Source organism: bacterium (assembly GCA_040755755.1).
Lineage (GTDB): Bacteria > SZUA-182 > SZUA-182 > DTGQ01 > DTGQ01 > DTGQ01.
Genome location: JBFLZW010000066.1, coordinates 1 through 21,167 on the forward strand (window position 1 = coordinate 1; position 21,167 = coordinate 21,167).

The window sequence follows — 21,167 nt, forward strand, 5'->3', positions numbered from 1 at the left end:
GGAAAATTGGCATTCACTGGTTATCTGCATTACGAAAGATTTTACATCATCCCTTCGATAATGCGGCTATCAAAATTTTAGCTACTACCTAGCAAATGCTATGCAAAATGTATTCCGTTTTGTATTGGGGTATCACAGAAGGGGCAGTGAAATATATCGGAGCAGCGGCTGCCGATAAGCTCATCCCTGTCAAAGCCGGTCAGAGTGCAAAAGGCATGGTTAACCCGAAGAAACGTGCGATTATGATCTATAATGCATATTCCTTCGGCTGCACCCTCGAATATCTGATTAAGCTCGGCATAAGCGAGTCTTGATGCATCTTCAGCCCGGTAGCGCTCGATAATCTCGGTCTGGAGATGCTCATTGGTTTTGATCAATCGGTCGGTGCGCTCTTTAACCAGTTCCTCAAGCTGGCAGCGATATTTTTTCAATTCCTCTTCCGCCTGCTTTCGCCCGGTGATGTCTGAGGCTATCCCGGCTACCTTTACAACCTGGCCATCCTTGTCCCGGACCGGAAAAGCACGATTCTGAATCCAGCGGATAGACCCATCCGGCCGCATGATGCGGTATTCGAAGTTAGAGGAAATTCCTTTGGCATGTTTCTTAACTTCGGCAAGAAATCGCTCACGATCTTCAGGGTGAATAGTTTCAATGAAGAGTTCAGGAGACTGGTAACTGCGGCCCCAGATATTTTCATACGCCGGGCCGACATAGAGCATGTCTTTAATATCGGGCTTACTTATCCAGAAGACATCCTCAATGGCCTCGGTCACCAGATGAAAATTTGTCTGGTTCTCCCGGAATGACTGCTCGGCGGATTTGCAGTCAGTAATGTCTTCTACTATGCCAGCGATCCTGAGCTCCTGACCTTTTCCGCTGACAGGGGCTGATCGGGCCAGAACCCACCGTATCGTCCCGTCGGGTCTGATTATCCGATACTCTTCCCTGAATGGCTTACCCTGATTCCGCTCAAGGTTTACCGCCTCCATGACGCGCTCTCTATCCTCCGGATGAACGCTCTCCAGAAAGGAATCCGGATCTTCATATAAGCTCTGGCAGCTTCGTCCGGTAAGCTCCTCATAGGCGGGGCTGATGTAAATCAACCTGCTTTGGCTTCTGAGCCAGACAATCAAATGGATATTTTCAGCTAATTCCCTGAAAAACTGATCATACTCCTCGATAGCCCTTTCCTTCTGTATCCCCGCCTTATGGCCGGCATGTATCTCCCCTTCAAGCTCGGCAATTCGCTGGCGCAGGGTGCTCAACTCCTCGATCAATTGCTCTTTCGTTTTGTCTCGATCTCTCATACTCTCCGACACTCTCAGCTTTCAGTAACTACTTACTTAGGCACAAAGGGGCAAAGGCACAGAGGCACAAAGTTACCTTTGCCCATTTGTTGCTTCATTGCTCAGCATTCATTACTATCTTCTTTGCCCTTTTGTGTCTTTGTGCCTGTGTAGTTACTAAAATTATACAATCCAGCCATAAAATTTTAAAGGCTTAAATGTTTCTCTTAAACCTTTTTCATTAATAATATCTTTTTTCGGCAGGCTATTTTTCCTGTAGACCTTTATCTCCTTTCAGGATAAACTTCGAATGAAGCAGGTTATGAGAGGCCAGAGTGGCCAGTGATCAGTGATCAGTGATTAGTGGAGATCGGACAAGGGTCAATGATTACCCTGCCGTTACCACTCAGGGAGGCGCAGAGGCACAGGGAAAGATGAAAAATATATGCTTCTTTAACAGTAACAAAGTATGGGGCGGCGGTGAAAAATGGCATCATGACGCCTCCCTCTTTTTTCAAAACAGAGGATACCGCGTTCTCGTAATTACAAATTATCACAGTGAATTATTCGCCAACCTCAGTAACCAAAAAGAGATACAACTGAAACGGCTGAGAATTAGCCGATTGAGTTTTCTGAATATCCTGAAAATCATCAGTATTGCTAACATACTGAAAGAAAACAAAATCGATACAATAATTCTTAACCTGCCTTCTGATGTAAAGGTAGCAGGGATTGCCGCCAGAATTGCAGGGGTAAAAAAAATAATCTACCGGCGGGGGCTGGCAGTGCCGGTAAAAAATTCACCGCTCAACAGGTTCCTGTTTCAGCAGGTCATTTCCGGTATTATTGCCAATTCAGAAGAAATCAAAAGGACAATTTTGTTCAATAACCCTCATCTCATTGATAGCAGCAAGATACAGGTTATCTATAATGGCGTTGACCTTCACGATTGCCCGATTCAGCCGCCGGTTGGAAAAAAGAATGAACCTGTTATACTGGGAAATGCGGGGAGATTGGTTGAACAAAAAGGCCAAAGGTATTTAATTGAGGTTGCTCAAATCCTCCAGAACAAGGGAGTAAGGTTTAAGCTTCTGATAGCCGGTAAAGGAAAATTAGAACAAGAGCTTAAAGATTACGCAGAAGAGTTGGGCGTTAAAGACAATATCGATTTTTTAGGCTTTGTCCAGAACACGGCGAGTTTTATGAACAGTATTGATATTTTTTTATTGTCTTCTCTCCACGAAGGTTCTTCAAACGTTGTAATTGAAGCCATGGCCTATCAAAAACCAGTCATAGCCTTTAACCTGAGCAGTAACCCTGAGATGATCATTCACAATGAAACCGGATACCTGGTCGATTTTCCCGATGTTGCTGATTTTGCTCAAAAAACCATCAGTTTAATAGAAGATTGCATGCTGCGGGAGCGTTTCGGAAAGCAGGGTCGAAAGGTTGTTGAAGAAAATTTTAACAAGGAAAAAAATCTGGAAAAATTAATCAGGTTTATCTGAGATTATTTCTCCACCCGGGAAAAACAGGCAATGAACTTGCAACTCCTAACCGGAAGGAAAAAGTAATCATCTCACGGAAATGGCGTATCTATAAATTTAATGCAGATGCATAGGGTGCTGGTAATGGGATTTACGCCTCGTGATTCAAAACAGTGGAGGTTTTACCATGTCGTTATCGAAAGATAGTTGTTGGCTCGGCTTCTTTATCATTATTTTTACCCTACCAGTCATTTTTCCTATGACATCCAGTGCGCAGTTCCCGCTTGGTTTGCCATTACTTGGCGGTTTGCCATTACCCGGCGGTTCACCGTTACTTGCTGGAGGAGGCGGTATCTCTCCTGCCCTTCTTGGAGGAGCGTACTCCCCTTATGGGCTGTCCGGAATAAATCCTGGCCTGGGCCAGTTTATTCCTGCTGGCAGATTTGGCATACCATACCAGTATCAGCCTGCTAATGGATATCCAACTCAGAATCAGTATACTCAAAATCCTTATGGCCAGTATCCCTATAGTCAGACCCCCTATGGCCAGTATCCATACACGCAAAATCCATATGGACAAAATCCTTATGGGCAGTATCCATATGGGCAGTATCCATATGGGCAATACCCTTACACTCAGAACCCATATGGACAGAATCCTTACGCACAATACCCGTATAGTCAGACCCCCTATGGCCAGTATCCTTATGGGCAGAATCCTTACGCTCCGAATCCTTATGCCCAATACCCCTATAGTCAATATCCTTCTGGCCAGTATCCCTATAGTCAGTATCAGTATGCTCAAAATCCTTACGGCCAATATCCCTATAGTCAGAATCCCTATAGCCAATATCCCTATAGTCAATATCCCTATAGTCAATATCCCTATAGCCAGAATCCCTATAGTCAATATCCCTATAGCCAATATCCCTATAGTCAATATCCCTATAGTCAGAATCCTTATAGCCAATACCCAACCATCCAGCAATTACAGACCGCGGATAAGTCCCTTACGATTAATGATGATGGCGATGAAGTAACCATTGGAGAGAATGATACGCTGAGCATTGTCCTGGGTGTCGACACTGCCTCTGCTTATCAATGGGCTCTGGATACGTCTGAACTAGATGACAATATTGTTGAAAAGGTAAGCAACCAATATTATATTAACAACACGACCGCTGGGGTTGGAATCGTGCAGCAGTGGATGTTCAAGGCCACAGGAACCGGCACGACTACTATCAAACTGGAATACGTAAACTCTTCCGGAACTGTCAACACTGCTTTTGAAGTTACGGTAATAGTTGAGTAGTAAAAGATATCTCACCGTAATCTTTCAGACATCTCTTCACCTCACCCTCTCCCCCCTTCGGGGAGAGGGTGAAGAGTGAGGAGGAGGAAAAGCGAACGGATACTGACTCGCGATATCACCTGCCGGTTCCCCTGATTGACATGGCCTCTTCCGGGAAACCGTCAAGCATGCTCTGATCAGGGGAACTTGAACGGGGTATCTTTTCAGGGAACCATTTTCCAGATTTCACAGCCCACATCCTTACCGGCAATAGTTGCCTTATCGTCCCGGTCATATTTGGGCACCGGGACACTGATAACCGTGGCCGTGCCTGCAAACAAAGTATCATTGAGAATGCCAAAACAGCGGATGCCATAGTTTTTCGGCATTTCTATATCGGCCAGGGTAAGGGTCTCTCCATCAAAGCCATTGTGGACAAGGTTATAGAATGAACCTGGATCGCCGGAGTCGGAAACCCAGATTTGAGCGCCGGTCACGCCTGGATCTTCAACCGATCCTTCATTCAAGGTGCCGACGTACAATTTATCCCTGAAGGAAATCAAGCGCCAGATATAATAGTTATATTTTTCCCCCAGGTCCTGAAAAGCCAAAACCTTTGTCCACTGAGTCCCATTATGGGTCCGCCAGATAGAAGTGTTTCCGTCGCTGTTTTGTGTCCCCAGATACAATTGATCTTTATAAACAGCCGAGGCAGTGACAATATCGTTATTCAAACCGCCGGAATCACGAAGGCAAAACCCCATGCCGTTCCCATAGCGGTCCTCTTTGCCCACCACTTTCTCCCAACTGACGCCGTCACCGCTCCGCCATATTTCAAAAGCACCGGGAGCCTGGGGGAGCTTTAAATCCTTGGTGGGCTCGCTCTTCAGCGCACCGCTTACCACAGTGGGTTTTAAGTCTTTGGTCCAGGTAATGGCATAGAGTTTATCTTTAAAAACGGTCATCTCTCCAACCAGGATGTTATTAACGACCCAGGCATTGGTATTGGGATCAAAGACCTTGGTCGATTCAAAGTCCGGATTGGTTTTGGCCACTTCCCAATTCAGGCCGGATTTACTCCGCAATAATTTGGCCCCGTTATTACCTGCTCCCCCATAAAGATATTTTCCAAAACGGACCATGCAGCGAATGCTGGTATTTTTTACATTTCCTATGCCTCTTTTTCCAACTATGATCCATTCTTTCCCGTCGGATGTTCGCAAAATCTCGGCCCCGCTGAGATTTGAGGCGCAGGCATACAGATATTGATTACTATCAGCATATAAATAGCGTATACCTGAATTGGATCGGACAGGGCCGGGTTTGGAATTGTAAACCCGCTCCCAGGTTCCCGGCTCTCCACTGCCGCTCCTCCAGATTTCCGCTCCCTTCAGCAGGTTCAGTGTTCCGACATAGAGCTTTCCCTGAAACGTGGTCATGCTCCAGGCGTAGTCATTGGCTGGATCACCAAAGCCCTTGCTGACAACTTTCTCCCAGTATTCTGCGCCACAGACATGGCAGAGAGAAAGAACAAACAGGGTGACTATTATGAGTGATCGAAAGGCCTTCTTCATCTGCTCCTCCTTTGAATTATGGGTGAATCATTAATGGAGAAATCGGGACATTTTTAATCTCTTTTCGTACATTAGCTAAGTTAATCTTTATTGCTGATGATTTATTTTTTCGATTTAGTTTTACGTTATTGAAATGGGTGGGAGTTTATGAGCGATTGGAGTAATTTTGCTCAATCTGCTATATTATTATAGTGAAGTTCCTTTCAGCCAACTGGGAGCGACGAACTCTTGTTCTGGTAACTGCTTTGGAATCTGGATCAAAGGAAGGGGGGAGAGATAGGGATGAGGTACAGCTATGTTTCTTCAGCGTTTGGGCAGCGCCCTGGTCATTGCCGCTTTTCTTCTTCTTTTCCTTCTCCCCTCGTTCTGCCGGGCGGATTGGAATGTCTATACCATACAGCCGTTGAATCATTTCATTTCCTGGTATTCGGTCCGCTCGCTTGCTCTGGATGATCAGGGATGTGCACACCTGGCCTATGGCTCGGACAGCCTGTACTATGCTCACTCACTCACCGGGGAAGGATACCCTGCCTGGCTGGTGGAAAACCTGAGTACCGCTGCCGGAGTCGATGGCGATGAAGTCAGTGACGGTAAGGCTTCCGGGTTTGCCGCTCTTGCCCTTGATGCGGCAGATAATCCTCACCTGTGCTACTACGCCCATGGCTGTCTGATTTACACCCGGAGAAAAGGGATAGCCTGGATTACAAAAACCATCGATGATTCGCACCATGTCGGCACCTCCATCTCGATCGTTCTGGGTCCGGAAGGTTCTGCTCACATCAGCTTTTACGACTGCCAGCAAAAGTGCTTGAAATATGTATTCATTCGCGAAAGTAAAGCAGGCAGTGGACCCGAACCGGGCAGCGCAGGCGAACCGGATCCTGAGATTATTCCAGAGATAATCGATGATTCCGCGGATGTTGGCATGGTCAATTCATTAAGTCTGGATTCGGCGGGTAACGTTCATCTAGCCTATTACGACTGGTCTCACCGCGATCTGAAATACGCCTGCAAGAGGGGGAGCAGGTGGGAAATACAGGTCGTGGACAGCTTTGGAGACGTCGGAGACTGGCCTGCCCTGGCCGTGGATCAGGATGGGCATCCTCACCTCAGTTACTGTGACTGGACCAACCGCAACCTGAAATACGCCCGGCACACCGGTGAAGGCTGGAACCTTGAGACCGTGGATGCTTCAGACGATGATACCGGCAGATGTACGGCGATTGCCCTGGACCGGGAGGGAAGGCCTCAAATAAGCTATTTCAACTTGTCCAGGCACAGGCTCATGTATGCCGCCCATGACGGACGGACCTGGCAAACCCGGGTGGTGAGTGAGGATGAGGATATCGAAGGTTCAACTGCTCTGGCTATAGATTCTTCTGGACAATCGCACATCATTTATTATAATTACACAACCGGATCATTAAAATACGCACTATTCCGGAAAGATAGCCGATTATCTCAATCGTCGGAATCATCCGACTGGCCCATTGCAGGGGGGAAAAACGCCCCCGCTGCTGTAGATGTCGGATGTTTTCTCTCGGTTATCAAAACCTTATGGTAACTATGGCGGATCGCAGGATTACAGAAATCAGGGGGTAACTGGTGGAGCCATTATCGGGTGGCTTGCAGAAAGTTACGCTCAGGGAGGGGAGCAACATGATGCGCCGATGGCTGGTTATGGTTTCCAGGGCAGGATCTTTGCTCCTGCTCATGGCAGGTTTCACCCGCATAGCGATAGCGGCCAACAAGACCGTGGTTCCGGCTGCCGGAGCTCCGGCTGCGCACAAGCCCGCTGTGGCTGCCCCGGCTGCTGCTGCTTCATCTGCATCTGCGGCATCTGCGGCTAACCGGACTGCGGCTGGGCATACTGCGGCTGGCCCGGCAAGTGCCAGCCGTACTCCAGCGGCTGACAACACTGCAGATGTCCGGCATCCTGGCCCGCCAGGGGCTGGCTCAGGAACCGGCCGATACTATCCTCCTGATCCGGTCACACTTCGGCTCATCGTGCAGCGACTCTTATCCGCTGCTTCGGGAAAGAAGACCCAGGGCAGGATTTTCGGGCTGATATCTCCCCATCACGGATACCTTTCCTCCGGCATTGTGGCCGCGGCAGGCTATAAGCAACTGACTTCGCCAATCAAGACGGTGTTTCTTCTCGCTCCAGGGCATCAGGGTAATTTCTCCGGGGCCTTTATCCCTGCCATGAAGTCATTCCGGACACCCCTGGGAGAAATCCCGGTATCAGCACTGGCCGCCAGGCTCAGCCAACAGCAGGGATTTATCGCTCCACCAAAGGGCTGGTCCGGTGATCGTTCCATTGACATTCAGCTTCCATTCCTGCAGCAGGTGGTAAAAAGTTTCGAGCTTGTTCCCATCCTTGTCGGCAAAGCTGATCCCGCAGCTCTGGCCAGGCAGATTCTCCCCTGTCTGACCGAAGAGAGCCTGATTATCGCCAGCTCCGATCTATCCGAGCGCTATCCTTCCGAGAAAGCCACACCCCTGGATCAGAAAGCCATTAAAGCCATCACCTCGTTCGATTTCAAGACACTGGCTTCCTCGGAGGCCTGCGGCAAGGTTTCGATTGCAGTTCTCATGGAGATAGCCAGGCAGAAAAAATGGTCTGCGCAGCTCATAGATTATGCAAATTCGGGCACTACAACCAGAGCACGAAAGCAGGTGGCAGGATTTGCCAGCATCGCCTTTGTTCGATGAAGATAGTTATCAGCAGCCAGTCTCACATCTTTTTCCCCCACTTCACCTCCTTGATAAACCGGCTTGCCCGATCCGGACATGAGCGATTACCTTTTCTTTATCAAGGTGTAACACCAAAGCGCCATCACCGCCACCAGGAGAAAAATCAGACCCGTGACCAGGAAACGTTGAATCTTGGTACCCTGCTCCTCTTTATTCACTGGTGTTCGTGGATCGTAGACTGGGTTCTTGCCAAGTTTGCTAATGCGCAGAGCTGGCAAGTTGCTCAGTTGTTCCGGCTCGTATGGCAGGATGAGTTCTGCGGGCAGTGCCACTTGCACCGGCTCGTCCGGTATAAACGCTCCGGTAATGTTTGCCTGAAAGGGAAAGACCTCCGGTTCGACTGCCCACAACGCAGACACGACCGTCAGCCAGGTAAATACGACAACCAGCCAGGTAGATGCGACCACCAGCCGGGTGCCAAACACAAAGAGATAGCCCAGCTTTTTCATTGGGGGCGGGCCTTGTCGATGGTTTCATCGAGCGAGATCAGGTGCTTGTAGCGATGATACAGAAATGACGTTCCGATCAGCATCAATCCGAGCACGATAAACGAAATGATCCGAAAGGGGGTGCTGATCCTGGCCATATCCACAGCAAACACCTGAAGGTGGCAAAGGAATACCCAAAGGCAATAAAGGCATTGGGAATGGTGATAAAGAATCCACTCAACTGCTCCTGGCAGTCCTGACAGGGCTTGACAAAGTAATAGACGAACGGCACCAGTGCATAGATCAGAAAAAAAATGGTAATAAAGATCGCGGTTGGCCAGAATTTGGTCTCCTGATAGGAGCGGAAAAACCAAACCGAAAACAGGAGCCAGGTGAAGGATGATCCGAGATAGTTCAGCAGATCCCATCTCTTGAAGAAGGAAATGAAAAGAATGCCAATATTGAGAACGGTCATATAAATCATCAGTTCGACTTGGCGATCGCTGCCGCTGCTGAGCACGACCGGAGTAAAAAAACCACCGATAAGCCCCAGTACCGCCAGCCATTTGACGTCGTACACAATTGACAAAACTCCTCTATCATTATACAAAAGGTAATCTTCCCCCCTGGTTAAAATATAACCTCTGCTTTTCTTTTCCATACCAAGAATAAATCAGTGTCAATGAAGAATAAAGCTCAAAAATAAACAAAAATAGATATAAGAGTAACTGATAAGGCACGAAAAATTCCGATCTAGGATCGACTAAAGTCAAGCAGGGAAATTGAAGGGGCATTTAAAAAGAAACTCAGGATATCAGGATAGTTAAGGCAGAGGTTGAGCACGGGAAGAGTGGAGTATGCTTTTATGACATTGAAGGAAATGAAGATAGAAGACCGGAACCGGGATCGGGCAGCTCCTTTGAGCAGGCCTCCTGTTCTGGCGGGCTATATCTATGATCCCGAAGAGGCCTACGGGGCGAGGAATAGTAACCGCCTTCTTGCTATCCGGCTGGAAACCAGCCGATCCTGCAACCTGCGATGCCGCTACTGTTATGCTGAGAGCGGAGGGCACCTTGAGCATGAATTAGATTTTGAGGACTTGACCAGTGTGATCAGGCAGGCATGGGAACTGGGGGCGGATTCCGTGGTAGTCATCGGAGGGGGCGAGCCGACCCTGTATCCCCGGTTCCGGGATTTGATCGCATATATTCATTCCCTGCGGATCATCCCGGTAATCTTCACCAACACTGTCACCATGACCAGGGAACTGGCCGAATTTCTCCATGACCAGGGAGCATCGGTGATGGGCAAGCTGGACTCTCTCCGGCCCGAAGTGCAGGATTATCTGGCAGGGCAGGCCGGAGCCTTTCACCAGATTCAGGAAGGGTTGAACAATCTGATTGAAGCCGGTTTCACCCGGACAGAGACCCCGCATCGGCTCAGGATGGGCGTATCATTCGTGAGCGGCAGGTTGAATGTGGAGGAAGTTGAAGAAATATGGCATTTTTGCCGTCAGCGGCGCATTTTTCCGAATATTGAGTTTTTGACGCCAACCGGCAGGGCAAGGCAGGAGTTGAGTCAATATATCCTTTCTCCAGAAGAGATAAAGAATTATAAGCTCAGGCTGCTGGAAATCGATCAGGATTGCTATGGTCATACCTGGCTCCCCTATACCCCCCTGACAGCCAGTGGATGTCTTCAGCATCTCTACAGCCTTTATGTAACTGGAGAGGGGAACGTCAGGCCATGTGCTCCCACCAAGTTCGATGAACATCCTGACCTTGAGCACAAGGGAACTTATCCCCACAATGTCCGGCGGCGTTCCCTGAGAAAAATCTATGAAGATCCTCTGTTCCAGTATGTCAGGAACATTGACCGGTATCTGGAAGGAAAATGCCGCCAGTGTGAGCACCTGAATGAGTGCATCGGCTGCCGGGGATATACCTACAGCGTTGGCGTGAATGAGGGCAAAGACCCTTGCAGTGCCCTGCGGGCCGAATGCCTCCAGTGTTTCAAATAGACCTTTGTGCCTGAGTAGTTGTTACAATTTAAGGAGGATACATTGAAGAAAATCGAATTGATCACCCGGAGTGAACTGGAGAGCAGGTTTAAGGAGTGCCTGGAGCAGCGCAGGATGCCAGATTATTTCCTGTACCTTGGTGGATCCGGTGTCAGGAGCTGGCTCAAGCTCGACAGCTTCAAGGGATTTCCGATTGCCAGACAGCTCACGGACCTTCTCAGGCAGAGCCTTCCTTCCCTGGTCAGTCACTTTCCCCGGGATCTGAGTCTGGTCAGTATCGGGGTAGGCAGAGGGGAAAAGGAGAGACTCCTGCTGGAATCTTTGCTGACAGCCGGCTCTTCGAAATATTTTGCCATAGATATCAGCAGTTGGATGATTGACGAAGCCCTGAAAACCGTGGCTGATCTCAAGGTGGATAAGGTCGGCCTGGTAGCCTTTCTCGAAGACCTGCCTCTGATGAGGCAGTACTGGAATCCGCCGGTTCTGCTCTGCCTTTTGGGCAATACCTTCTGTAATTTCGATCCGGACTACATTCTGGCAATTATCTGGGGACAGCTTGAAGATAACGATCTTGTGCTCCTCGACTGCCATCTTTTCCCTGAACAGGAGGAAGGCGAAGACTCAGGTCGTGAACAGATCGAGCGGGTATATCGCACTGAACCCAATATGCGGTTCAACATCAATCCCCTGGTCCAGAGAGGGTTTGACAGCGATAACTGTGTATTTCACCTGGAATTGAGGCCAGTCGAGACAGATGTGGGTATCGTGTACAGAACCAACAAGCAATTGAAGATCCTGAAGAACGCAACTATCTTGTGCGGACAGGATAAGGTTACTCTGTCATCCGGAGATGTAATCCAGTTGGGATTCACTTACAAGTACACCCGCCAGCAGGTGGAAGGCTACCTGCAGCGGAACGGCTTTGAAAAAGTGCAGAGTTTCACGAGCAGCGACGGCGAAAACCTCCTTGTCCTTGCCAGGAAGCGGCAGTCCGAAGAGGATAGCCTCTGGGAGGAAAGCGATAAAGATATCATTCCGCAGGACGAGAGCGACGGGTTACCGGATGATGGTGCGGACCAGCCTGGAGATGCCAGGGTGGACCGCCGCAAAGACGACGATAAGGATTATCCGGGAGGAAATGTAGCTCAGGAGAACACGATACCATGAGCACCGGGAGCACCGGATCAGAGACTGCCGGAATCCCCTGTGGCTGCGAGCAGTTTGGGAGTTTGACCAGGGTGCTCCTGCTGCCTGCACCTCCCTTCGCCTCCACTGCGGAGCAATCATCCATTACGATACCGCCCTGGACAGGCGGACCCGTCAAACTCTGGCCAGAAATGGAGTGGAGCTCATCACCCTGCATCCCGAAGCCCTGACCGCAGGAGGAGGCAGCCTGCGGTGCCTGCCCCTGAGACCTTCACCGGGAATGCCAGTGCAGGCTGGACAACACCACCGGCCAGTCCTGCATCACCGGATGCAGGCGCATGGTGTACAAAGAATGCTGCAAAAAGGAACCATCATTGACAAAGATCCCTTTTCTTCATAAAATTATCTTAGATATTGCCTTTAATTAGTATAATCATTTATACCATTTACCTTATTGCAGTTGCAAGAGCTGCGGGAGCCTCAAAAAGTAGGGGGCAGCACCACAATGGAACAATACCGGCATTATGCTGACTATCTGATCAAAATGGCTATGAGTGATGCGGCTTCCGTGGATCATTTCTTACGATATGTACTGTTCACCGATTCCCTCTGGCAGCCGAGGATCATCAGGCTGGGCAAGCGGGTTCAAGGGCTTGAAGGCCCGTGGCAGAGGGTGAACCTCAATGAGGTCATAAAGCAGGAGACACTGGATGGAGGGCTTCTCTTCGATAATGTCAGGATCATTATTGAAGGGGAAAGCTCCCTTTCGGCAGAGGATATCTACCAGTTGTTGAGGCAGGAGGCCGCTGCCCTGAAACCTGGAGAGAAACGGCTGCCCCTGATTGCGGTGATTATCTCCCTGGCCCGATCCTCTGTTCACCTGATTCGTAAAAAGGCACATCCTTTTCTGGAAGTAACCAAAATCTTAGGCCCCAAGACTTTCATCGGCTTTGCCTCAATCAATCTTCATTCGATAGATATTGCCTTCTATCAAGAATATATGAGGGAACTTTTCCAGGACTGGAGCCTCAAAAAAGCTGAGCATATTCTGAATGGATCATTCAGCAGCCTGCTCCTTGGCTATTGCGTAAGACAACTGTGGCTCAGGAAGGATACCGATAATGATCTATCCGATAAGTTAGGGGTCTTAAAAGGCTTTTTAGAGAGAATCTGGAAGAAAGCTGCCTATGCTAATATATTTTATGAGACGCTGGGATTTTTTATAAAAGATTTACCTGATTTATATAACTATTTTGATGAAGGGGGTATTAAGATGAAATCCTTTATAGATACCATACCCAAGGGTACCAGAGAGATTTATAAAGAGGTCCTGGTTACTCCGGTAGTTAAAGAGTACCAGGAAAAATTGAAACAGTTGAAGATGGAAAAGAAAAGAGCGGAAAAGGAAAAGAAAAGAGCGGAAAAGGAACGGGAAAGAACAGAAAAGGAGATGGAAAGGGAAAGAGCGGAAAAGGAACGGGAAAGAACAGAAAAGGAGATGGAAAGAGAAAGAGCGGAAAAGGAACGGGAAAAGGAGAAGAGCGAATTACAAAAGACCTGCCAATTAGTTGTTTCCCATAGGTTCCCTGATATCCCCGCCGCATCTTTGATGTCCATAAGTCAATTGAGTTTTTCTGATTGCAGTCATCTCCTCAGAGAGTTGGAAGGAATCTCCAATGCCCATGATTGTGAGATATTGATAGAGAATCTCTGTAAGAAGGCCAAGCCTGGAGCGTCTGGAAAAGTGGGCTGATGAGATGGTACTGGCCACTAAACTAGCTTGTGCACAGGTCCTTCGGCGATTGAACCAGATGCTGGTAAAGGTACCTCGCCAGATACTCCTGGAACTTCGGGCCAATCTGAGAAGAGAAGAGATGGAAGACTTCTTCCTCCTTCTAAATCGCTATCCAGAGCAGATAATTTTTCAGTGGGATAAACCGGAGCAGCTTTGATAAGCAAATATCAGCAATCAGGCTGCAAGCTGGGCGATGCGGCTGTTGCAGCTCATGTTGAAGCAATGGATGTGGGAATTTTAGTTTCTGAGAACCGCGACTTTTTGTCCGAGATCAGGGGCTTGCCTTCACTCCGGCTTCTGCTTGAACAACGCATCGAACTTCCGCCTGACCTCATCAAGGGGGCTTGGCTTGTTATCAGCGCCCTCACCGGCTGCTGTTTCGGCAAAGGTGAAAAAGTCACAGAAGTTTGACTGCCCGCGGTCCGCGACCTGCTCACTCTGCGGCTCCCTGCACTTATTCGGCGCGTACTCGGAGTACAGGGCGCAGTTGAGGCAGCAGTGGAGGTAGCTTTCACAATGCGGGCAGGTAGCCAGCCTGCTGACAATTCTTCCGACTTCAACGGGTTTTCGGCAATGATGGCAGATTTTCATGATACTTTCTCCTTACTCTCTCCCCTCTCCCCCTAATGTGCCCTGGCCCAGGATGAGCCAAGGCCGATATCGACTTTCAGGGGGATGCTCATTTGGATGACATGTTCCATTTCGCTCCGGACGAGCCGGGTAATTTCCTCGACATCCCCTTCCGGGACCTCGAAGAGCAGCTCATCATGGATTTGCAGAATCATGCGGGCAGAAGCGGATAAGGATGGCTCCCGCAGCCTGTTGAAAATCCGGATCATGGCCAGTTTGATGATATCTGCGGCTGTTCCCTGCACCGGGGTATTGATGGCCATGCGCTCGGCCATTTGCCGGATATTTTTATCGGAGGCGTGCAGTTCGGGCAGGTGGCGTTTGCGGTTGAACATGGTCGTCACGTACCCGGTTTCTCTGGCCTGCTGAATGACCTGATCGAGGAAGGCCTTGACTCCTGCATAGCGGAGGAAGTAATTTTCGATATACTCATTGGCCGTGGTCCGGCTGATCCCCAGGTCCTTGGCCAGGCCAAAGGGGCTCATGCCGTAGATGATCCCGAAATTTACCACCTTGGCCCGCCTGCGCAGCTCGCCGTTTATCATCTGCGGGGTAATGCCGAAGATCTCACAGGCGGTGCGGGTGTGGATATCCTCTCCCTGCTGGAAGGCCCGGATCAGAATAGGGTCCTGGGAGAGGTGGGCCAGAATCCGAAGCTCCACCTGAGAATAGTCGGCGCTGAGCAGCACGCAGCCTTTTTCCGGAACAAAAGCCTCCCTGATCCTTCTGCCCAGTTCAGTGCGGATCGGAATATTCTGCAGGTTGGGCTCGCTGCTGCTCAATCTGCCGGTGGCGGTAACCGTCTGGTTGAATGAAGTATGGACCCGGCCGGTCTGATTATTAATCAGGCACGGCAGGGCATCCACATAGGTGGATTTCAATTTTTTCAACTGGCGGTACTCGAGCATCACCAGGGGCAGCTCATACTGTTTCTGGGCCAGTTCCGTGAGCACATCCACATCGGTGGAGAAGCCGTTTTTGGTCCGCTTCTTGACCGGCAGGCGGAGCTTGTCGAACAGAATATACCCCAATTGCTTGGGAGAGTCGATGTTGAAGGTCTCACCGGCCAGAGTGTGGATCTGCCGGGTCAATTCCTGCAATCTGATATCCAGCTCGCGCGACATCAGGGACAGGCTTTCGGTATCGATCTTTACCCCTTCCCGCTCCATATGGGCCAATATCTTGACCAGGGGAAGCTCGATCGTGGAGAAGAGGGGGAAAAGCCCTTCCTGCTCGATTTTGGGACGCAGGATATTCGTCAATTGAAAGGTAATATCCGCATCCTCGCAGGAATAAAAACTGGCCTGGTTTATCTCTACCTGATCGAAGGTCAGCCCGTTCTTTCCACTCCCCACCAGTTGCTTGTAGGTCAGCATCTGATAATTCAGGTATTCCAGGGCGATCACCTCCAGGTTGTGCTGTGCACGGCTGGGGTTGAGCAGATAGGAGGCGATCATGGTATCGAACGAAATGCCCTGCAATTCGATGCCATAGCGGAAGAGGACCAGGTAATCGTACTTGATGTTCTGGCCGACCTTTTTGATTCTGCCATCTTCGAGGATTGGCCGAAGCCGATCCAGTACAAATTTCATGTCCAACTGCCGGGGGCAGGAGAGATAGCTGTGGGCAAGGGGAATGTAATACGCCTGGTGGGGGGTGAAGGCAAAGGAAATCCCTACCAGTCTGGCCAGCATGGGGTCTTTGCTGGTGGTTTCAAGGTCCACGGCAAACTCTGGTGCTGTCTGCAACCGGGAGAGCAGATTCTCGAACATCTCCTCGCTGAGAACAGGGCGGTAATCCTGCTGAGCGGGTTTCACCGGCTCCTTAGCCGGAGCATCGGGAATCTGCTTCAGGAGGGAGAAAAACTCCATCTCTCTCAGGAATTGGGTGAGGTTATCCCGGTCCGGCGGCTGAACCCGGAATTCATCCACCTGAAAAGTTACCGGCACATCCCGGTGGATCGTAGCCAGAAACCTGCTCTGCTCGGCCTGCTCCCTGTGCGCGATGATCTGTTCGCGCAATTTGGGCCGCTTGATTTCCGAAGCCCTGGCCAGAAGGTTATCCAGGCTGCCGAATTCCAGGAGAAGGTCGCGGGCGGTTTTTTCTCCGACACCGGGAACTCCGGGGATGTTATCGATCTTGTCTCCGGTCAGGGCAAGAAGATCCACAATGCGGTCCGGCCCGACTCCATAGCGATCCCTCACCTTTTCCGCATCATAAAAAGCCCGCTCCTTCTGCCGCTGCTCCCGGATAACCTGAACATGCGGGCCAATAAGCTGAAAGGCATCCTTATCCCCGGTGATAATGAAAATATCGAAGGCATCACGCATCCTCTCGGCTATGGTGCCGATAACGTCATCAGCCTCATAGCCCGGCACCTCCAGGGTGAAGATGCGAAAAAGCGAGACAATTTTCTTGATAGCCGGTATCTGCTCCAGCAATTCGTCCGGCATTTGAGGCCGGTTGCTCTTGTAGCCGGCAAAAGATTCATGCCGGAAAGTCGAGCCCTTGACATCAAAGGCCACGGCCAGAAAGTCCGGCTTGTCTTCCCTGATTACCCGAAGCAGCATGGTGGTAAAGCCAAAAACAGCATTCGTGGGAACCCCTTTCGAGGTGGAAAGATGGGGCATGGCATAATAAGCCCGGTAGATATAGGAATTCCCGTCAATCAGATAAAGCCTTGGGCGGTCTTGTCGCATTTCTTCATTCATTTTTTATTTTATTTCACCTTTGTGTTGTTTTATCTTTATCCTGTCTTACCTTTTTAAGAAGCCATTCTGAGAATCACGTGCTCTCGTTTGTTTTTCTCTGTGCCTCTGTGTCTCAGTGGTTTCCTTGTCTTTTGTCTTTGTCTTTGCTTAACCTGACCACACTTTCCACATGGTGAGTTTGAGGAAACATGTCAATCGGCTGGACCTCATCGACCTGATATCCCAGGCTTATCAAAATCCCCACATCCCTGGCCAGGGTCGCAGGATTACAGGAAACGTAGATGATGTGCTGAACACCCAACTGGGGGATATATTCCAGGATATCCTGGCAGCCGCACCGGGGCGGGTCCATCAGAAGCAGATCAAAGGATCGGTTGGCCCGGATCAGGAATTTCACTCCCTTGAGGTCACTTTTACTGAAAAGCTGGCTATTGGTGATGCCATGAGTCCAGATGCTTTTCCGGGCAAGGTCCACACTGGCCGGACAGCTCTCCACGCCGACCACATCCCTGGCTAGCCGTGAGACAGGCAAGGTGAAATTACCCGCTCCGCAGTGCAATTCAAGGATATTGACCCTCTTGCCTTCGGCAGCCTGTGCAATCTGATCCAGCACTGTCTGAACCAGTACCCTGTTTCCCTCACAATTGACCTGAATGAAAGTTTCAGGGCCGATAAAAAGATTGTAACCGACCGTGGGATAGAGTATCTGCTGACCGCCAACCTCTACAGTCCTGGCCTTTTTAAACTCCTCGGTTTTCAGCATCGCTCCGGTCACTTCCGGCATGGCAGCCTTGAGCTGCTCATAGAGCTGCTTCTGATCCGCCTCGTCACCCCGCTTGAAGTGAAAAACCAAAAGGAGCCGCTCTCCCTTTCCATCCACGGTGAGATCGATTCCCTGAATGAACCGGTTATCGAGACGGCAAAACAGCTCCCGCATCCGGCATAGGAACGAATTGATGAGCGGATGAGCCAGGTGGCAGGCTTTCATTTCGACCAGGTCATGGGTTTTTTCCCGGTACAGCCCGATGTGCGGGGTGCGGTCCCGGTGATTCACGCTGAACTGCATGCGGTGCCGGTAGTGAAATCCGTGGGGAGAAGGAATGATCGGACGCACAACCGGAGCAAGGTGAAGCTCATTCAGCTTTCCCTCCCGTACCAGCGCCTGGCGCACGATTTCCGTTTTAGCCCGCAGTTGCTCATCATAACTTATATGCTGCCACTGGCACCCCCCGCATGTCCCGAAAACCTCACACACCGGTTCTATCCGTGAGGGCGAGGGCTCTATGATCTCGGCGATTTCCGCCCTGGCATAGTCATGGTTCACCGAGGTGATCCGAACCCGCAGATGGTCCTGTACAGCAGCCATCGGCACAAAAACGACATAGCCGTCAATCCGGCCAAGTCCATCACCACCATGAACCAGGGTGTCAATTTTTACTTCTCTGATTTCTCCACTATTCATGAAAGAACCTGTTCCTGCTCAGTACACGTGGCGTGGCGATAAATCCGCGGCCAGTCAGGCTCGACAAAGAGATCGCGTGCGGTATGTGGGGGGGCAAAAAAGCAGCCCCACCCTCCATGTGCCCGCTGCCTTTCTCATGAGGGACAGCCCTCCTCCACCGCGTAATTCCCACGCTGTGTACTTAATGCTCTGTTGATAATTATGGTCCTATACCTCTTGATGAAGGGGTATAAGTAGCTTAAAATGCTATCATAATATAAAAATTTAATTTCGGCAACCCCATTTCAGAGATGAACCCGAGCCAGTGGGGTGTCCCCCTGCCATTCTTTCAACCTCTTCCTCCTGATCAAGACAGTTTTAGAGGGAGGAGATGGCTATCCCCCATGTGAAAGGCAGGGATTTATACTGTGAACGGGTGAATATTGAACTTTTTGCTCAGGAGTCAGAAGTCAGAAGCCAGGAGCCAGAAGGTAGTTCATTTTTCTCATTTACGAACCCTGCCCGCTTACCGCGCCTGCCTCCAGGGTTCAATGAGCACCTTGATGGACTCCCTGGCTTCGGCCACCATACGAAATCCCAGCCCTGCCTCGTCCAGGCTCAGGCGGTGGGTGATCATCCGGGACAGAAGGGGGAGTTTTTTGAGCCTGATCAGATCCAGGGCAGTCATCAGATCCTGCGGGCTTGCACCATACGAGGTCTGAAGGGTTATTTCCCGCCGCCAGAGGTCGGTAATGGGGATTGGCACCTGTACTCCAGCTGTAATCTTGAAAAATATTTTTACACCTGATCTAAACAATAAAATAGCCAAAGGTTGAGGTAAAAATAAAGTTAGCTAAGGAATAGAATTATAGGTTAAGGGCAAGAGCACAGAATTATTCTTACCTATCTGTATGGTAGATAAACTAAACAGATAGATGGTACATAAATACACCCTCCCTCATGCTCACACTGAATAAAATACTGTAAAGCGACCGGTGATAGCTGGTCATCATCCTGAAGATACCAAATAAGAGCATGAGTATCAGTTACTGCGTTGGGCATTAAAATCCTCTCTGGGAAAATTACCCCACATTTCTTTGCGTGTGTGGTCAATCTCTTCCGCACTGATCGAGCATCCTTTTAACAATCCACGCAATGAACGGCGCTGTTGCGTTGTTTGAGTTTGAAGAGATGCCTCTATATCACGGGTAAGATTTTCAATTAACCGTAATTTATCAAGTGGTGATAATTGCCTAGTCAAACCTATAACCTGCTCATAAATAGTCATAACTTTCTCCCTGCCCATACCCTAAATTGGGGAATAGGTTAAGGCTCCACTTTTTAGTATCTTCCTACTCTGTTGATAAAATAGCATCAAAAGGAATGATTTTCAATAGGGTATGAGCTTTTAGTGAACTGAAAGATAAACTGTCCAAATTCTTCGGCGTGGTCGATAGGTTTATCTGATCATCCTAACAGAAGAATATCTGTTCTATCCTTACTATATCGAATCTTTACCATATCGTTCCTTCCATCGCCTTACAGCCTCATTTACCGCGCCTGCCTCCAGGGTTCAATGAGCACCTTGATGGACTCCCTGGCTTCGGCCACCATACGAAATCCCAGCCCTGCCTCGTCCAGGCTCAGGCGGTGGGTGATCATCCGGGACAGAAGGGGGAGTTTTTTGAGCCTGATCAGATCCAGGGCAGTCATCAGATCCTGCGGGCTGGCACCATACGAGGTCTGAAGGGTTATTTCCCGTCGCCAGAGGTCGGTAATGGGGATTGGCACCTGCACTCCGGCGGGCGGAACAGCGAAGAACAGCACCGAGCCGCCGTTATCCACAGTCTGAAGGGCTGATGGAACGACCGCATCGGTTCCGGCACAGATGATGACCAGATCGGCCAGCCGGTGGTCATTGATTTCCAGCAGCCTGCCGACGACATCTCCCCCGCCTGAAATTGCGGCATCCGCTCCGAACCTGCGGGCGGCTTCCAGCCTGGACTCATGGATATCCGAAGCAATGATTCTTCCTGCACCCAGAGCCCTGGCTAACTGGATATGCAGCAGGCCGCTGATGCCCGCTCCAATGACCAGGACCGTATCCCCCGCATTGATGCCCGTCAGACGCTGGCCGCGAAGAACGCAGGCCAGAGGCTCGATCAGGGTCCCTTCCTCACAGGAAACCCCATCGGGCAGGACATATACTCCCCGGTCCACCTGGAGCTCAGGAACGCGGACATACTCGCTGAAGCCGCCGGGATCGAAATTCGTGCTCTGGAGAGTGGCGCAGGCCGTATGATGACCCATCAGGCAGTAGCGGCAGGTGTTGCAGGGCACATGGTGGGAAACAAAGACGCGCTGCCCAATCCGATACCTGGCCGCTGCCCGTTCTCCAAGCTCCGCAATTTCCCCGCACATCTCGTGCCCAAGCACCAGCGGAGCCTTTTTCCGGCGGTACCACTCCATGACATCACTGCCGCAGATACCGCAGGATGCGACCTTGACCAGCATCTCCCCAGGCCCTATGGCGGGTTTTGGCATCTCCTCCACCCGGACATCGTGATTATGGTAATACATGGCAACGCGCAAAGGTTTTTC

Annotated in this window: 19 protein-coding genes; 9 read left to right on the plus strand and 10 right to left on the minus strand. The window is 50.1% G+C overall.

The window, feature by feature from the left end:
* Positions 1-98: 98 nt before the first annotated feature.
* A complete protein-coding gene (locus AB1611_18690; GenBank protein MEW6381610.1) occupies positions 99-1,307 on the minus strand; it encodes a PAS domain-containing protein in 1,209 nt (402 codons plus the stop codon).
* Positions 1,308-1,720: 413 nt separating this feature from the next.
* Here AB1611_18690 and AB1611_18695 point away from each other — a divergent pair, with 413 nt between their 5' ends.
* Positions 1,721-2,794 carry a glycosyltransferase gene (locus AB1611_18695; GenBank protein MEW6381611.1) on the plus strand — a complete coding sequence of 358 codons (1,074 nt, stop codon included), beginning with the start codon at positions 1,721-1,723 and terminating at the stop codon, positions 2,792-2,794.
* A 166-nt stretch (positions 2,795-2,960) separates the two neighbouring features.
* Entirely contained in the window at positions 2,961-4,085 is a 1,125-nt protein-coding gene (locus AB1611_18700; protein MEW6381612.1) for a protease inhibitor I42 family protein, read from the plus strand.
* 203 nt (positions 4,086-4,288) lie between these two features.
* Here the strand turns inward: AB1611_18700 and AB1611_18705 are convergent, their stop codons facing one another.
* Complete coding sequence (locus AB1611_18705) at positions 4,289-5,638, minus strand: hypothetical protein (protein ID MEW6381613.1); 1,350 nt, start codon at positions 5,636-5,638, stop codon at positions 4,289-4,291.
* A 295-nt stretch (positions 5,639-5,933) separates the two neighbouring features.
* On the opposite strand from AB1611_18705, the gene AB1611_18710 reads away from it, so the two are divergent.
* Both AB1611_18710 and amrB read left to right on the plus strand, forming a co-directional pair.
* Complete coding sequence (locus AB1611_18710; GenBank protein MEW6381614.1) at positions 5,934-7,202, plus strand: hypothetical protein; 1,269 nt, start codon at positions 5,934-5,936, stop codon at positions 7,200-7,202.
* A gap of 41 nt (positions 7,203-7,243) precedes the next feature.
* Positions 7,244-8,353 carry an AmmeMemoRadiSam system protein B gene (gene amrB / locus AB1611_18715; protein MEW6381615.1) on the plus strand — a complete coding sequence of 370 codons (1,110 nt, stop codon included), beginning with the start codon at positions 7,244-7,246 and terminating at the stop codon, positions 8,351-8,353.
* Positions 8,354-8,439: 86 nt separating this feature from the next.
* Here amrB and AB1611_18720 read toward each other — a convergent pair whose 3' ends face one another.
* Entirely contained in the window at positions 8,440-8,844 is a 405-nt protein-coding gene (locus AB1611_18720) for a hypothetical protein (protein MEW6381616.1), read from the minus strand.
* Positions 8,845-8,926: 82 nt separating this feature from the next.
* Positions 8,927-9,403, minus strand: coding sequence for a DUF2339 domain-containing protein (locus tag AB1611_18725; GenBank protein ID MEW6381617.1), 477 nt, complete (start codon positions 9,401-9,403; stop codon positions 8,927-8,929).
* A gap of 285 nt (positions 9,404-9,688) precedes the next feature.
* Here AB1611_18725 and AB1611_18730 point away from each other — a divergent pair, with 285 nt between their 5' ends.
* The 5 genes from AB1611_18730 to AB1611_18750 all read left to right on the plus strand — a co-directional run bounded on the left by AB1611_18730 (position 9,689) and on the right by AB1611_18750 (position 13,742).
* Entirely contained in the window at positions 9,689-10,843 is a 1,155-nt protein-coding gene (locus AB1611_18730) for a radical SAM protein (GenBank protein ID MEW6381618.1), read from the plus strand.
* 42 nt (positions 10,844-10,885) lie between these two features.
* Complete coding sequence (locus AB1611_18735; GenBank protein ID MEW6381619.1) at positions 10,886-12,010, plus strand: L-histidine N(alpha)-methyltransferase; 1,125 nt, start codon at positions 10,886-10,888, stop codon at positions 12,008-12,010.
* Complete coding sequence (locus AB1611_18740; protein MEW6381620.1) at positions 12,007-12,219, plus strand: hypothetical protein; 213 nt, start codon at positions 12,007-12,009, stop codon at positions 12,217-12,219. The genes AB1611_18735 and AB1611_18740 overlap by 4 nt, the downstream gene beginning before the upstream one ends.
* Positions 12,186-12,389, plus strand: coding sequence for a hypothetical protein (locus tag AB1611_18745; protein ID MEW6381621.1), 204 nt, complete (start codon positions 12,186-12,188; stop codon positions 12,387-12,389). Before AB1611_18740 ends, AB1611_18745 begins: the two co-directional genes overlap by 34 nt.
* A 105-nt stretch (positions 12,390-12,494) precedes the next feature.
* Positions 12,495-13,742: a hypothetical protein gene (locus AB1611_18750; GenBank protein ID MEW6381622.1), complete on the plus strand. Its 1,248-nt coding sequence runs from the start codon at positions 12,495-12,497 to the stop codon at positions 13,740-13,742.
* A 327-nt stretch (positions 13,743-14,069) separates the two neighbouring features.
* Here the strand turns inward: AB1611_18750 and AB1611_18755 are convergent, their stop codons facing one another.
* The 6 genes from AB1611_18755 to AB1611_18780 form a co-directional block, all read right to left on the minus strand.
* Positions 14,070-14,375: a hypothetical protein gene (locus tag AB1611_18755; GenBank protein ID MEW6381623.1), complete on the minus strand. Its 306-nt coding sequence runs from the start codon at positions 14,373-14,375 to the stop codon at positions 14,070-14,072.
* A 32-nt stretch (positions 14,376-14,407) separates the two neighbouring features.
* Positions 14,408-17,125, minus strand: a complete 2,718-nt coding sequence (polA, locus tag AB1611_18760) for a DNA polymerase I (GenBank protein ID MEW6381624.1) — start codon at positions 17,123-17,125, stop codon at positions 14,408-14,410.
* 112 nt (positions 17,126-17,237) lie between these two features.
* Positions 17,238-18,587, minus strand: coding sequence for a 23S rRNA (uracil(1939)-C(5))-methyltransferase RlmD (gene rlmD / locus AB1611_18765; protein ID MEW6381625.1), 1,350 nt, complete (start codon positions 18,585-18,587; stop codon positions 17,238-17,240).
* 505 nt (positions 18,588-19,092) lie between these two features.
* Positions 19,093-19,332 (minus strand): hypothetical protein, encoded by a 240-nt coding sequence (locus AB1611_18770; GenBank protein ID MEW6381626.1) that lies wholly within the window; start codon positions 19,330-19,332, stop codon positions 19,093-19,095.
* A 276-nt stretch (positions 19,333-19,608) separates the two neighbouring features.
* Positions 19,609-19,854, minus strand: a complete 246-nt coding sequence (locus tag AB1611_18775; GenBank protein ID MEW6381627.1) for a hypothetical protein — start codon at positions 19,852-19,854, stop codon at positions 19,609-19,611.
* 263 nt (positions 19,855-20,117) lie between these two features.
* The gene (locus tag AB1611_18780) at positions 20,118-21,158 is read right to left on the minus strand and encodes an alcohol dehydrogenase catalytic domain-containing protein (GenBank protein ID MEW6381628.1); all 1,041 of its coding nucleotides are present in this window, start codon (positions 21,156-21,158) and stop codon (positions 20,118-20,120) included.
* Positions 21,159-21,167 lie beyond the last annotated feature (9 nt).